Consider the following 13320-nt stretch of genomic DNA (forward strand, 5'->3'; position numbering starts at 1 on the left):
GTGAAGCAGGCCACGAAATCGCTGTCGCAGCTTGGGCTGCGCGCAAGGGACGGACGCGACCCCGTCATAACCGGGCTGTCGATCGATAGCAGAACCGTCAAGCCCGGACATTTGTTCGCAGCATTGCCCGGTTCCAGCATCCACGGAGCCGAATTTATCAGCTATGCGTTGCGAATGGACGCCGGGGCCATCCTGACCGATCGCGAAGGTGCCGCGATGGCGGCTGATCTGCTGGGGGATTGGCAGGGGGCGTTGGTCGTGGTCGAAGACCCCCGCGCCGCCCTGGCGGGGGCGGCTGCCTTGTGGTTCGAGGCCCAGCCCGAACATGTCGTGGCGGTGACGGGCACATCGGGTAAAACCTCGGTTGCCAGCTTTACGCGCCAGATCTGGCAAGCGCTTGGACATAAGGCGATCAGCCTTGGGACGATGGGGGTCGAGGGTGATCACCAGGCGAAACTTGCGCATACGACACCCGAGCCGGTGACGTTGCATCGTGTTCTGTCCGAGGCCGCCGAGGCAGGCGTGACCCATGCCGCGATGGAGGCGTCAAGCCACGGTCTGGATCAGCGACGGCTGGACGGTGTTCGCGTCGAGGCCGGGGCATTTACCAATTTCAGTCAGGACCATCTGGATTACCACGCCGGGTTTGACGAATATTTTGCCGCCAAGGCGCTGTTGTTCAATCATATTCTGGAAGATGGCGAAGCCGCGGTCATCAATATCGATGGCGAGCGGGGCCGCCAGATGGCCGAAATCGCACGGGATCGCGGTCTGGCGGTCACGACGGTCGGGTATGGCCCGGATGCGATGCTGCGAATTCTTGGCCAGCGTTTCGACGCCACCGGTCAGGATTTGCGCTTTTCGATCATGGGCCAGACACAACTTGTCCGGCTGCCGTTGATCGGCGGGTTCCAGGCCGAAAACGTGCTGGCCGCCGCCGGGCTGGCGCTGGCCTGCGGAGAAAGCGCCGAACATGTCCTGTCGGTCCTGCCGCAATTGCAGACGGTTCGCGGTCGCATGCAACTGGTCGCACAACGCGAAAATGGTGCGGCGGTCTTTGTCGATTACGCGCACAAGCCCGGCGCGGTGGTTGCGGCTTTGCAATCCTTGCGGCCCCATGTGATGGGGCGGATCGTGATCGTTCTGGGCGCCGGGGGCGATCGTGATCGGGGCAAGCGTCCGCTGATGGGGCAGGCCGCGCGTGAATTTGCGGATGTGGTCATCATCACCGATGACAATCCCCGCACCGAAGACCCGGCCGGCATTCGTGCCGCGGTCATGGAGGGGGCCGGACCTGAAGCAACCGAGATCGGTGATCGCGCCGAGGCGATCCTGCGTGGCGTCGATGCCTTGCAACCGGGCGATGCGTTGCTGATTGCGGGCAAGGGCCATGAAACCGGCCAGCTCGTGGGTCAGGATCTCTATCCGTTTGACGATGCCGAACAGGCCTCGGTGGCCGTCGCGGCGCTGGATGGCAAGATATGAGCTTGTGGAGCGCCGCCGAAGCCGCCGCCGCAACACATGGGACCGCGCAGGGGGACTGGACCGCCACAGGCGTGTCGATCGACACGCGCAGCCTCCAACCCGGCGATCTGTTCGTTGCATTGAAAGATCAGCGGGATGGGCATGATTTCGTCGCCCAGGCCCTGCAAAAAGGCGCGGCCGCGGCACTGGTCAGTCATGTGCCAGATGATGTGCCGGCTGATGCGCCGCTTCTGGTCGTGCCCGATGTCCTTCATGCGCTGGCAGATCTGGGCCGGGCCGGGCGCAAACGCATGGCGGGCCGCGTGATCGCGATTACCGGTTCTGTCGGCAAGACATCGACCAAGGACATGGCGCGCGTCGCATTGAACGGGCAGGGGCGTATTCATGCCGCCGAGGCCAGCTACAACAATCACTGGGGTGTTCCCCTGACACTGGCGCGGATGCCCGCCGATACGGATTTCGCCATTGTCGAGATCGGGATGAATCATCCCGGTGAAATCGAACCGCTGGCCCGGTTGGCCCGCCCTCATGTCGCGATGATCACCACCGTTGCCGCGGCCCATCTTGAGGCTTTTGGCGCGATAGAAGGTATCGCCCGCGAAAAGGGTGCCATATTTCAGGGTCTTGAACCGATTGGCACCGCCATCCTGCCCGAAGATTTGCCGGTCACGGGCCTGCTGCGCGATTGTGCCGATGCGGCGGGGGCGATTGTCGTCGGCTTTGGCCGGGACGGCATGGCTCGGCTGATCATGGCGCGGCCAGTCGACGACTGGCTGAAATGTCGTGCCCGCGTGTCCGGCGAAATGCTTGACTTTACACTTGCGACAACCGGGGCGCATTTCGCGATGAATGCGGTCGGGGTTCTGGCTGCACTGGCTGCCGCAGGGGCCGATATCCGTCGGGCCGGGGCCGCGCTTGCCGCCTGGCAGCCGCCGAAAGGGCGCGGCGCCGTCGAGGATCTGGGCACGATTCGCCTGATTGATGACGCGTTCAACGCCAATCCCGCCTCGCTGGCCGCGGGGCTTGCCACGCTTGCCGGGCTGGAAGGGCAGCGCCGCGTTGCTATTCTGGGCGATATGCTTGAACTGGGTGAAGATGAAATCGAGATGCACCGCGCCATTGCCGGGGATCCGGCGATTGCCGCGGTTGACCTGATTCATTTGGCCGGTCCACGCATGCAGCATCTTTTCGATGCATTGCCTGCGGAAAAACGCGGGGTATGGGCCGAAAATTCTGCCGAGCTTGCCGCGCAGGCGGGCTCGCTGGTTCAGGATGGCGATATCGTATTGGTAAAAGGGTCGAAATCCTCGCGGATTTCCACCGTGGTTGACGCGCTGCGTAAATCTGGGCAGACGGCGGACCTCAAACGAGGGGATGATGAATGCTCTATTGGCTGAGCAGCTTTTCGGAAGGGGGCGACCTCTTCAATTTGTTTCGATATATCACTTTCCGGGCCGGCGCCGCATTTTTCACGGCACTTATATTCGGGTTCATCTTTGGCCGGCCGCTGATCAATTACCTGCGCAAATCCCAGAAGAAGGGGCAGCCGATCCGCGATGACGGACCCGAAAGCCATTTCGTCAAGGCGGGAACGCCGACGATGGGCGGGCTGCTGATTCTGTCAGCATTGTTCGTTTCGACCCTGCTGTGGGCGCGATTGGACAACGGCTATGTCTGGATCGTGCTGACCGTGACTGCGGGTTATGCGGCGATCGGTTTTGCCGACGATTACGCCAAGGTCAGCAAGAACAATACCAAGGGTGTGCCCGGCCGGGTTCGCATGGGACTGGGCCTTGCGCTGGCCTTTCTGGCCTCGGGCTGGGCCATGTGGCTGCATCCCAGCGACCTGAGCGGGCAGCTGGCATTGCCGGTCTTCAAGAATGCGCTGATCAATCTGGGCGTGTTCTTCATCCCTTTCGCGATGATCGTGATCGTCGGCGCGGCCAATGCGGTCAACCTGACCGATGGTCTGGACGGCTTGGCTGTGATGCCGGTGATGATCGCCGCCGGAACGCTGGGTGTGATTGCCTACACGGTCGGGCGCGTCGATTTCACCGAATATCTCGGGGTGCATCATGTGCCGGGATCGGGCGAGATCCTGATATTCGTGGCGGCGCTGATCGGCGGCGGGTTGGGCTTTTTGTGGTATAATGCGCCCCCCGCTGCCGTCTTCATGGGGGATACCGGATCACTGGCCCTGGGCGGGGCGCTGGGGGCAATCGCGGTGGTCACCAAGCACGAGATCGTCCTGGCGATCGTGGGCGGGTTGTTCGTTGTCGAGGCGCTTAGCGTCATCATTCAGGTGCTGTATTTCAAACGCACGGGCAAACGCGTGTTCCTGATGGCGCCCATCCACCATCATTTCGAAAAGAAGGGTTGGGCGGAACCGCAGATTGTCATCCGCTTCTGGATCATTGCCTTGATTCTGGCCCTGATAGGGCTGGCCACGTTGAAACTGCGCTAGGTTTATCCTCGCGTATCCATGGAGAAGCCGTCATGATTCCGGTCGAGGGCGTCGAAAACCAGACCATTGCCGTTCTTGGCCTGGGCCGTTCGGGCAAGGCAACCGTGGCGGCGCTGACCGCCGGGGGGGCGAATGTCGTCGCCTGGGACGATGGCAATGACACCCGAGAGGCTGCCGCGGCCGAGGGAATCCAGATTCTCGATCTGACGCGCGAGCAATCCTGGCAAGGGGTCACCGCGCTGATCGCTTCGCCGGGGATAGCGCATCTTTATCCGCAGCCACATCCGGTCATCGCGATGGCCTATGCACTGGGTGTGCCGGTCGACAATGATATCGGCCTGTTTTTCCGCAGCTATGCAACGACGGACTGGTCCTATTTCGACCGATCTCCGCGCGTGATCGCCGTGACGGGGTCGAACGGGAAATCCACGACAACTGCGCTGATCCACCATATTCTGCGTGAATGCGGCAGGCCGACCCAGATGGGTGGCAATATCGGCACCGGCGTTCTGTCGCTGGAACCGGCCGTCGACGGAGAGGTCGTGGTGCTGGAGCTGTCAAGCTATCAGACCGATCTGGCGCGGGCCCTGACCCCGGATGTGGCGGTGTTCACCAATCTGTCACCGGATCACCTCGATCGTCATGGTGGCCCCGGCGGGTATTTTGCAGCCAAGCGGCGCTTGTTTGCCGAAGGTGGTCCTGATCGCGCCATCGTTGGCGTGGATGAAAGCGAGGGTCGGTATCTGGCCAATCAATTGTCCATGGGACCATCCGATGACCGGGTGATCCGTGTGTCTTCGGGGCAAAAGCTGGATCGAGCCGCCTGGTCGGTCTTTGCCCGCAAGGGCTTTCTGTCGGAATATCGCAAGGGTCGTCAGGCAGCCTCGATTGATCTGCGCAACGTCCCGGGTTTGCCCGGCGCGCATAATCATCAGAACGCCTGTGCGGCCTATGCGGCCTGTCGCGCGGTCGGGCTGGCACCGCGCCAGATAGAAGCCGCGTTCCATAGCTTTGCGGGGCTTCCCCATCGCAGCCAACTGGTCGCCGAAATTGGCGGCGTCAAATTTGTCAACGATTCCAAGGCCACGAATGTCGATGCCGCGGCCAAGGCGTTGCAGGCATTTTCGGGGATTCGCTGGATCGGTGGTGGCTTGGGCAAGGATGGTGGTATCGCGGCGCTGTTGCCCTATTTGGGCAATGTCACGAAAGCCTATCTGATCGGACATTCGGCGCGCGATTTCGCATTGGAGATCGCCCAGACGCCCCATGAAATATCCGAGACGATGGAGCAGGCCGTCCGACATGCCGCCGCCGAGGCCCAGCCGGGCGAAACGGTTCTGCTGGCACCCGCGGCTGCCAGCTTTGACCAATACCCGAACTTTGAAAAGCGCGGCGAAGATTTTACGCGTCTGGTGCGGGCTTTGCGGGACGCCTAGACCTCGACAGCAATCTTGCCCATCGGGTTGGAACAACAGGCCAGAATCCATCCATCTTCGATGTCTTCATCCGAGATGCCGCCGTTATGGACCATATGCACCTCGCCCGAGATCTTTCTGACCTTGCAGGTGCCGCAAAGCCCGAAGGTGCAACCTGACGGAATGTTCAGGCCCGCGCGTTTTGCTACTGCAAGCACCGTGTCGGTTTCGGTGCAGCTGGTCGTGACGCCGCTGGCCGTGAAGGCGATCTGGGCGCGGCTTTCCTCGTCGGGGATGACATCGTCGATCTCGGGGGCCTCGGCTTCGGTTTCGACCGGCGCGCCAAAGCTTTCCTGATGGTAGTGGTCCATATCGAACCCCAGCGCGATCAGCATGTCGCGCACCGCCTGCATGAAGGGTTCCGGACCGCAGCAAAACACCTCTCGTTCAAGATAGTCCGACGCCATCAGTCCCAGCATGATCTGGCTGAGCCGACCCTGATAGCCATGCCAGGTCTTGAATGGTTCGGTTTCCTCGACCGTGAAGCGCAGCTGCAGCCCCGGCGCGCGATGCGCAAACTGTTCCAGCCGCTGCCGGAAGATGATGTCCGAAGGGCGGCGGGCTGCGTGCACGAAAACGATGTCGTGATCCTGACCGCTATCCCATGCCCAGGTGGCCATGGACATCATGGGCGTGACGCCCGAGCCGGCAGAGATGAACAGGTATTTCCGGGACGGATGGCGATGGGACGAGAAGATGCCCGATGGACCGAATGCGCGGATCTTCATGCCCGGCTTCAGGTGGTCCATCATCCAGCGCGTTGCAATCGACGTGGCCTGTGCCTTGGCCGTGACGGTGATCGACAATGGTCGTGACGGCGAAGAAGACAGCGTATAGGTGCGCTGGACGTTGCCTGCGGCACCCTTTGACGGGTCGACGGGCAGGTCCAGCGTGATGAACTGGCCGGGCTCATAGTCAAACCATGCCCCGGACGGCGACCGGAACGTAAAGCTCCAAGTGTCATCGGTTTCAGGCACGATCTGGGTGCATTCCAGCATCTCGGAATCGTTCCAGGGTTCGACGGACCAGTTCGTGCGAGGTTTTGTCATTACGTATTACTCTGCTGCTGTTTGCAGTCCAAGGCGTTGGGACATGGTGGCGCAATACCAATCGACCAAATGGATCACGCCGGCTTCCTGGCTGGGGGAATAGGGACCGGGTTCATATGCGGGGCTGAGAATGCCGGCCTGATTTTCCTCGACCACGCGGCGATCTTCGTCATTGGTGGCCAGCCAGACCTCGGTCAGTTTCTGAAGGTCGTAATCCTCGCCCTCGACGGCGTCCTTATGCACCAGCCATTTGGTCGTCACCTCGGTCTCGGTCGGGCTGATCGGCAGGATGCGGAAAACGATGGCATGGTCGGGCAGGAAATGGTTCCAGCTTGAGGGCAGATGATAGAACATCAGCGCGCCGGCATCGTTCCACGGAATGCTGCCCATCCGCCGCGTGACCGCCGCCTTGCCCGACATCGTGAAGCTTTCGGCATTGTCCATCAACGGCACCCGTGCCAGCCGCCATTGCATGTCCGGCGCATTCACGAAACGGGACGGCAGATTCGCCGCATCGCAACGCTCCCAATGTGTCAGGATTTCCGGGCTGGCGGCGTTGGGTCCTTCCATCACCGTCATCAGGGGGTCATCGGAATATGTGCGACAGAGCGAGGGGTGCGACCCACCGCAATGATAGCATTCCCGATTGTTTTCCAGAACCAGCTTCCAGTTTCCCTTTTCGATGATCGTCGAACTGTAGGCGACCTTGGCGTCGGCCAATGCGCTTGGCATGACATAGCGTGTCAGGTTCCCGGCCAGTTCCGGCAGGGCAGGGGGGACGGGCGCGACGCAGATGAACACCATCCCGCCAATATCGACGCAGTGAACCGGTTTCAGGCCGTATTTGCTGGCGTCAAAGCCCTCGCCCATATCGCGGGCGTAAAGCAGTTTGCCATCAAGGTCGTAGGTCCATTGGTGATAGGGGCAGACAAGTTTCGGGCTGTTGCCGTTGGTCTTGGGGCAAAGCCGCTGGCCGCGATGCCGGCAAATGTTGTGAAATGCCCGCAGCCTGCCATCGCTGCCGCGCACGATGATCACCGGATATTCACCCAGTTGCAGGGTCGTGAAGCTGCCGGATTTTGCCAGTTCGCAGGCCGGCACCGCAAAGACCCATTCGCGGTACCAGATCTGTTGCAGATCGTCGCGCAGGGCCTGTTCGCCGCAATACAATTCGCGGGGCAGGGAAAATCCGGGTTGCCGTGCGGCAATAAGTTGGGCTGTTGGCGTTGCCTGGTTCATTACGCACCTGCTGTGAATGGCGCTGGGTCGGGTTCACCGCCACACTAATCCTCATGTGCGTTCGGGACGGCCGTTTTGCGACATCACAATTGCCAAATCAGACATGTCGCGATGCGACGGCGGGAAACTGCGCGGCTGCGTCCCGCGGGCCACACCGGTATTCGCCCGGGCGGTCCCTTGCTGTCCGTGGCGGGGGGGCATATCTGTCGGTGCAACTTGGAAAGGGAATTGCATGCGCTCGACGCTTTCGTATCTTCGTTGGCCTCTGATCGTGACCGGATTGGGTATTGCGCTTGCGGGTTTCCTGGGCTGGGAGTTTTCCCAAAGCTCTGGCGGGGCGCTGTCATTCCTGTTGATCGCGGTTGTTCTGGCCGTGCTCGAAATTTCGTTGTCCTTCGATAATGCCATCGTCAACGCCAACAAATTGCAAGAAATGACCCCGCAATGGCAGCGACGTTTTCTGACCTGGGGGATCCTGATCGCGGTGTTCGGGATGCGGATCGTTTTTCCACTGTTGATCGTGGTGATCGCGGCGCGAATCGGACCGCTGCAGGCCATCGAACTGGCCGCCGCGCATCCTGCGCAATACGCCGAACTGATCCGCGATGCCCATCTGCCCATCGCGGCTTTCGGTGGTTCTTTCCTGATGCTGGTGGCGCTGAGCTTCTTCTTTGATCAATCCAAGGAAGTCCACTGGATCGGGCGGCTTGAACGGGCGCTGCGGGCCTGCGGTTCGGTGCGCGGGATGGAGGTCGGTTTCGTGCTGGTCTTCATTCTGATATTCGTCTGGCTGTTGCCGGTGCGCGATGAACGCATGTTCATGTTCAGCGCGATGTGGGGCATAGTGACCTTTCTTGCGGTGGATGCGCTTGGCCATGTTCTGGACAAATGGGGCAGTGCACAGGCGGCAGCCTGCAATGGCACCGCGCGCGCCGGCCTTGGCGCGTTCTTGTACCTGGAGGTGCTGGATGCGTCGTTCAGCTTTGACGGCGTGATCGGTGCGTTCGCCCTGACGCAGAACCTGTTTCTGATTGCCATCGGACTTGGAATCGGCGCTATGTATGTGCGGTCGATGACCGTCATGCTGGTCGAAAAGGGGACCCTGGCCGAGTTTCGCTATCTTGAACATGGCGCCTTCTGGTCCATTCTGACACTTTCGATCATCATGTTTGGCCAGACGATGTGGCATCTGCCCGAGGTTGTGACCGGGCTGCTGGGCGCGGGCTTTATCGCAACCGCCTTCATCAGTTCGGTGCTATGGAACCGTCGCAACTGTTAGGGCGGTTTCAGAACTGATCCAGAAGATCCAGCATCTGCGCCGGCAGTTGATCTTCGCGCAGCGTGAAATTTCGTGGTGCGGCGCTGCCCTGAATGATGGTGATCCGATAGATCAAGCGATCGGCGCATGCGTTGCAGGGGGTGCGGGCCAGGCGCGCCAGCTGTTCGGGGCCAAAGACCTTGCACAGTTCCCGGCGTAGCTGGGTCGATTGCTGATCGACATCGATACGTTTGTTCAGGTTCGGGGCAGCAAAGCCGCCAATGCCACCCTGTGCCGCGATTTCAATGATCATGGCGATGCATCCGCCCGCAATGGCATCCATCAGCGAATCCTAGCCTCAGATGCCAATTCCCACAAGTTTCCATGCCCGGCGCAGCAAAACGGTTTCAAAGCTGCCGGGACCGGCCAGATCGGTTGCGGCGGACATGGTCTGGTCTGCCCAGTCGGCGAAGGTCGCCATCGGATTGTTCAGCCTTTGCAGCGCGCGATACCAGACGCGCCCCGGCAGTTCCCAGGAACGTCCGCCGACATAGTTGCAGAACAGGTAGAAGGCGTGATTGGGGATCCCGGAATTGATATGCACACCACCATTGTCATCGCTGGTCGTCAGGAATTGGTCCATGTGCCAGGGCTGGGGATCCTGTCCCAACATGTCATCTGCATAAGCGGTTCCGGGGGCCTTCATGCTGCGCAGGGCGGTGCCGTTAATCCCCGGCCCCAGAATGCCGCGCCCGACCAGCCAGTCTGCCTCGTGGACCTGTTGGCCAAGGCGTCTCTGCAGGGCCAGGCTGCCAAAGACATCTGCGATGCTTTCATTCAGCGCACCGGATTGGTTCTCATAGATGAGACCGCCAGAATGCTGAATGACGCCATGCGCCATCTCGTGTCCGATAACGGATAGCTCAAGGAAAGTCCGGAAAACCTGACCGTCGCCGGTTCCATAGGCCATCTGGCTGCCATCCCAGAAGGCGTTGTTATAGTTGCGGCGGTGACGCACCGTCGCGATCAACGGCATTCCGGCCCCATCCAGGGAATTTCGGCCGTATTCTTCTGCGAACAGCGAAAACACGTCACCGGCACCGTCATAGGCCAGGTCGACATCGCGGTCCCCGGCAGAGGGGTCACCTTCCTGGCGCAGCAGCCTGCCGGGAAGTGCCGCCTTGAACTCGCCGTCATGGATGCGGCGGTCGGGGCAGCACAATGACCCGTCATCGCTTCGCGCCTGTGCTTCCAGACCCGCGAAATCCCCGTGGGGGCCTGGCCCCGTCGTGGCGTGTTCGTTCCGTTCGTCCCGCAGTTTTTCCGTTTGCTTCAACAGGCTGCGTGCCATGCGGGCGGTGCTTTCATCGCCGCGTAGTGCCAGAACCCGCAACATATGCGGCGGAATGATGCAGGTGATGGGGTGATGTGATGCACAAGACAACGAAAAGCACATGGGGCGACTCCGGTCGTGATGGTCGGTCAAGACTAGCACGGCTCAGCTCGCATCGCATCAGCTGTGCCCGCCCGCGTCGCATCGACGCAGGCGGGCAAGGGCAGGCATCAATCGATGCGGACGCCGGTTTCCCGGTGGAACAGATGCAGGCTGGCACGATCAAACCCCAGCCGCAGCGTGTCGGCCAGTTCTGAATCTGAGGGCAGGGTAATGGTCAGCTTTTCACCACCGGTCTGGCCGTGCACAAGGCGCTGCGCCCCCAATTCCTCGACGGCCAGCACATCCATCAGGATGGGGCCATCGGGGGTGACGGTCAGGTCTTCGGGGCGGATTCCGATGGTCCCCGCATGGGCCGTGCCGGGCAGGTGCGGAACCGCGCGTGCATCGATCAGGTTCATCGCCGGGCTGCCGATAAAGCCCGCCACGAATGCCGAGGCAGGGCGGCGATACACCTCTAGCGGGGTGCCGATCTGTTCGACCTTGCCGCCGTTCAGGACAACCAGGCGGTCGGCCAGTGTCATCGCCTCAAGCTGGTCATGCGTCACATAAAGCGACGTGGTGCGCAGCCGTTTTTGCAGCTCCTTGATTTCCAGCCGCATCGCGACGCGCAGCTTGGCATCAAGGTTGGACAGCGGTTCGTCAAAAAGGAACGCGGCCGGCTCGCGCACGATGGCGCGGCCCATCGCCACACGCTGGCGTTGTCCACCGGACAGGGCGCGGGGCTTGCGGTCAAGGAATTGGCCGATTTGCAGAATCTCGGCGGCTTCGTTCACGCGCCGGTCGATTTCGGCCTTCGGGGTGCGCCGGTTCTTCAGCCCATAGGCCAGATTCTGGCGCACCGACATATGCGGATAAAGCGCATAGTTCTGGAAAACCATGGCAATGTCGCGGTCGGCCGGTTCGACCTGATTGACGACGCGTTCGCCGATACGCACTTCGCCATCGGTGATGTTTTCCAGTCCGGCAACCATGCGCAGCAATGTCGATTTGCCACAACCCGACGGGCCAACCAGAACGATGAATTCGCCATCGGCGATATCGATATTCACATCTCCGACCGCGCGCGTCCCGCCCGGATAGACCTTGCCGAGATTGTTGAGTGTAATTGAGGCCACGTTATTTCTCCGTCTCGACAAGACCTTTGACGAACAGCTTTTGCATGCCGATGACAACCGCAACAGGCGGCAACATCGCCAGCACGGCCGTCGCCATGACCAGATGCCATTGGGGCAAACCATCTACCGCATCGGCCATGCGTTTGATGCCCGCCACGATGGTGTAATATTGCGCGTCAGTGGTGACGAGCAGCGGCCAGAGATACTGGTTCCAGCCATAGATGAACAGAATGACGAACAGTGCCGCCATATTGGTGCGCGACAATGGCAGCAGGATGTCGCGGAAGAACTTCATGGGACCGGCGCCGTCGATGCGCGCGGCCTCGACCAGTTCGTCCGGCATGGTCAGGAATACCTGCCGAAACAGGAAGGTCGCCGTCGCACTGGCGATCAGCGGGATCGACAGACCGGCATAGCTGTTCAGCAGGCCCAACCCGGCAACGACCTGAAAGGTCGGCACGATCCGCACCTCGACCGGCAACATCAGCGTGATGAAGATGCACCAGAAAGCCAGGCCACGGAAAGGAAAGCGAAAATAGACGATCGCAAAGGCCGACAGGATCGAGATGGCGATCTTGCCGACCGCAATGGCAAGGGCCATGATCAGACTGTTCAGCATCATCCGCGCAACAGGCGGGGTGCCGCTGGTCGAGACACCGCTATCCAGCATCTTGCTGTAGTTTTCGACCAGATGGGGGCCGGGCCACATTGGGACCGTGCCCGACATGAAATCGGTGGCACTGTGGGTCGAGGCGACAAAGGCCACCCAGACCGGCAGCGCAACAACGACCACGCCAAGCACAAGGACCAGATGGGCCAGCAGGTTCAGACCGGGGCGGTTTTCGATCATCAGTATTCGACCTTCTTTTCGACCCAGCGGAACTGGATGACCGTCAGCGTGACGACCAGCAGCATCAGAACAACCGATTGCGCAGCCGAGCTGCCGATGTTCTGGCCGACGAAGCCGTCGAAATAGACCTTGTAGACCATGATATTGGTTGCCTGCGCCGGACCGCCTTCGGTCGTGGCATCGATCACCCCGAAAGTGTCGAACATCGCATAGACGATATTCACGACCAGCAGGAAGAAGGTCGTGGGCGACAGTAGCGGAAAGGTGATGTCAAAGAAGCGCCGCACCGGACCCGCGCCGTCGATCGCCGCAGCCTCGCGAAGGCTGGCGGGAACGGCTTGAAGGCCCGCGACAAAGAACAGGAAATTGTAGCTGATCTGCTTCCACGCGCTGGCGACCACCACAAGGATCATCGCGTCGGTCTTGGAACTGATATGGTTCCAGTCATAGCCGATCACGTTCAGCACATAGGGCATCACGCCGATGGTCGGGTTGAAGATGAACCACCACAGGATACCTGCCACCGCCGGGGCCACCGCATAAGGCCAGACCAGCAAGGTTGTATATAGCCGCGTCGACCGGATCATGCGGTCGACAGCAACGGCCAGCAATAGCGACAGGCCCATCGACAGTGCTGTGACCAGAACGGCGAAAACGGCCGTGACCTGAAGCGAATTCATGTATTCCGGGCTGTCCAGAAGGGCGCGAAAATTTGCCAGCCCGACAAAGCTGGAATTGATGCCGAACGCGTCTTCGCGAAGGAAGCTCTGCTTGATTGCCTGACCGGCGGGCCAGAGAAAGAAGATGAAGGTGATGGCCAGCTGTGGTGCCAGCAAAAGCCAGGGCAGCAGCTGATTGTTGAAGATTGTGCGCTTCATCGGGGATCCGGTCAGAAAATGGAACAGGGGGCGCGAAGATGCGCGCCCCCC

At 60.9% G+C, this 13320-nt stretch carries 12 protein-coding genes; 5 read left to right on the plus strand and 7 right to left on the minus strand.

All coding sequences use genetic code 11. The annotated features are described in order from the left end of the window. The 4 genes from PAF17_RS00255 to murD are packed head-to-tail and all read left to right on the plus strand — an operon-like array spanning position 1 to position 5385. The gene (locus tag PAF17_RS00255; protein WP_271887073.1) at positions 1 to 1485 is read left to right on the plus strand and encodes a UDP-N-acetylmuramoyl-L-alanyl-D-glutamate--2,6-diaminopimelate ligase; all 1485 of its coding nucleotides are present in this window, start codon (positions 1 to 3) and stop codon (positions 1483 to 1485) included. Then, the gene (locus PAF17_RS00260) at positions 1482 to 2882 is read left to right on the plus strand and encodes a UDP-N-acetylmuramoyl-tripeptide--D-alanyl-D-alanine ligase (protein WP_271887074.1); all 1401 of its coding nucleotides are present in this window, start codon (positions 1482 to 1484) and stop codon (positions 2880 to 2882) included. The genes PAF17_RS00255 and PAF17_RS00260 overlap by 4 nt, the downstream gene beginning before the upstream one ends. Beyond that, the gene (gene mraY / locus PAF17_RS00265) at positions 2867 to 3949 is read left to right on the plus strand and encodes a phospho-N-acetylmuramoyl-pentapeptide-transferase (RefSeq protein ID WP_271887075.1); all 1083 of its coding nucleotides are present in this window, start codon (positions 2867 to 2869) and stop codon (positions 3947 to 3949) included. The genes PAF17_RS00260 and mraY overlap by 16 nt, the downstream gene beginning before the upstream one ends. 32 nt (positions 3950 to 3981) lie before the next feature. Next, complete coding sequence (gene murD, locus PAF17_RS00270) at positions 3982 to 5385, plus strand: UDP-N-acetylmuramoyl-L-alanine--D-glutamate ligase (protein WP_271887076.1); 1404 nt, start codon at positions 3982 to 3984, stop codon at positions 5383 to 5385. On the opposite strand, the gene PAF17_RS00275 is transcribed toward murD, so the two are convergent. Both PAF17_RS00275 and PAF17_RS00280 read right to left on the minus strand, forming a co-directional pair. Then, a complete protein-coding gene (locus PAF17_RS00275) occupies positions 5382 to 6473 on the minus strand; it encodes a hybrid-cluster NAD(P)-dependent oxidoreductase (protein ID WP_271887077.1) in 1092 nt (363 codons plus the stop codon). The genes murD and PAF17_RS00275 overlap by 4 nt on opposite strands. A gap of 6 nt (positions 6474 to 6479) precedes the next feature. Further along, positions 6480 to 7712: an aromatic ring-hydroxylating oxygenase subunit alpha gene (locus tag PAF17_RS00280; RefSeq protein WP_271887078.1), complete on the minus strand. Its 1233-nt coding sequence runs from the start codon at positions 7710 to 7712 to the stop codon at positions 6480 to 6482. A gap of 232 nt (positions 7713 to 7944) precedes the next feature. Here PAF17_RS00280 and PAF17_RS00285 point away from each other — a divergent pair, with 232 nt between their 5' ends. Then, entirely contained in the window at positions 7945 to 8991 is a 1047-nt protein-coding gene (locus PAF17_RS00285) for a DUF475 domain-containing protein (RefSeq protein WP_271887079.1), read from the plus strand. A gap of 7 nt (positions 8992 to 8998) precedes the next feature. On the opposite strand, the gene PAF17_RS00290 is transcribed toward PAF17_RS00285, so the two are convergent. From PAF17_RS00290 to ugpA, 5 genes are all read right to left on the minus strand, one after another. Beyond that, positions 8999 to 9313: a protealysin inhibitor emfourin gene (locus tag PAF17_RS00290; RefSeq protein ID WP_271887080.1), complete on the minus strand. Its 315-nt coding sequence runs from the start codon at positions 9311 to 9313 to the stop codon at positions 8999 to 9001. A 15-nt stretch (positions 9314 to 9328) separates the two neighbouring features. Beyond that, complete coding sequence (locus tag PAF17_RS00295; protein WP_271887081.1) at positions 9329 to 10426, minus strand: M4 family metallopeptidase; 1098 nt, start codon at positions 10424 to 10426, stop codon at positions 9329 to 9331. Positions 10427 to 10533: 107 nt separating this feature from the next. Next, positions 10534 to 11541: a sn-glycerol-3-phosphate import ATP-binding protein UgpC gene (locus PAF17_RS00300; RefSeq protein ID WP_271887082.1), complete on the minus strand. Its 1008-nt coding sequence runs from the start codon at positions 11539 to 11541 to the stop codon at positions 10534 to 10536. Position 11542: 1 nt separating this feature from the next. Further along, on the minus strand, positions 11543 to 12391 hold the full coding sequence (ugpE, locus tag PAF17_RS00305; RefSeq protein WP_271887083.1) for a sn-glycerol-3-phosphate ABC transporter permease UgpE: 849 nt from the start codon (positions 12389 to 12391) through the stop codon (positions 11543 to 11545). Further along, positions 12391 to 13269 (minus strand): sn-glycerol-3-phosphate ABC transporter permease UgpA, encoded by an 879-nt coding sequence (gene ugpA / locus PAF17_RS00310; protein WP_271887084.1) that lies wholly within the window; start codon positions 13267 to 13269, stop codon positions 12391 to 12393. Before ugpA ends, ugpE begins: the two co-directional genes overlap by 1 nt. Positions 13270 to 13320 lie beyond the last annotated feature (51 nt).

The organism is Paracoccus onchidii (assembly GCF_028294535.1).
Taxonomy (GTDB): Bacteria; Pseudomonadota; Alphaproteobacteria; order Rhodobacterales; family Rhodobacteraceae; genus Paracoccus; species Paracoccus onchidii.

Bases quoted from the DNA above. Each gene is read 5' to 3' on its own strand.
- PAF17_RS00285 (WP_271887079.1), top strand. From the start codon at position 7,945: ATGCGCTCGACGCTTTCGTATCTTCGTTGGCCTCTGATCGTGACCGGA.
- ugpA (WP_271887084.1), bottom strand. From the start codon at position 13,269: ATGAAGCGCACAATCTTCAACAATCAGCTGCTGCCCTGGCTTTTGCTG.
- PAF17_RS00295 (WP_271887081.1), bottom strand. From the start codon at position 10,426: ATGTGCTTTTCGTTGTCTTGTGCATCACATCACCCCATCACCTGCATC.
- ugpE (WP_271887083.1), bottom strand. From the start codon at position 12,391: ATGATCGAAAACCGCCCCGGTCTGAACCTGCTGGCCCATCTGGTCCTT.
- PAF17_RS00280 (WP_271887078.1), bottom strand. From the start codon at position 7,712: ATGAACCAGGCAACGCCAACAGCCCAACTTATTGCCGCACGGCAACCC.
- mraY (WP_271887075.1), top strand. From the start codon at position 2,867: ATGCTCTATTGGCTGAGCAGCTTTTCGGAAGGGGGCGACCTCTTCAAT.
- PAF17_RS00260 (WP_271887074.1), top strand. From the start codon at position 1,482: ATGAGCTTGTGGAGCGCCGCCGAAGCCGCCGCCGCAACACATGGGACC.
- PAF17_RS00290 (WP_271887080.1), bottom strand. From the start codon at position 9,313: ATGGATGCCATTGCGGGCGGATGCATCGCCATGATCATTGAAATCGCG.
- PAF17_RS00275 (WP_271887077.1), bottom strand. From the start codon at position 6,473: ATGACAAAACCTCGCACGAACTGGTCCGTCGAACCCTGGAACGATTCC.
- murD (WP_271887076.1), top strand. From the start codon at position 3,982: ATGATTCCGGTCGAGGGCGTCGAAAACCAGACCATTGCCGTTCTTGGC.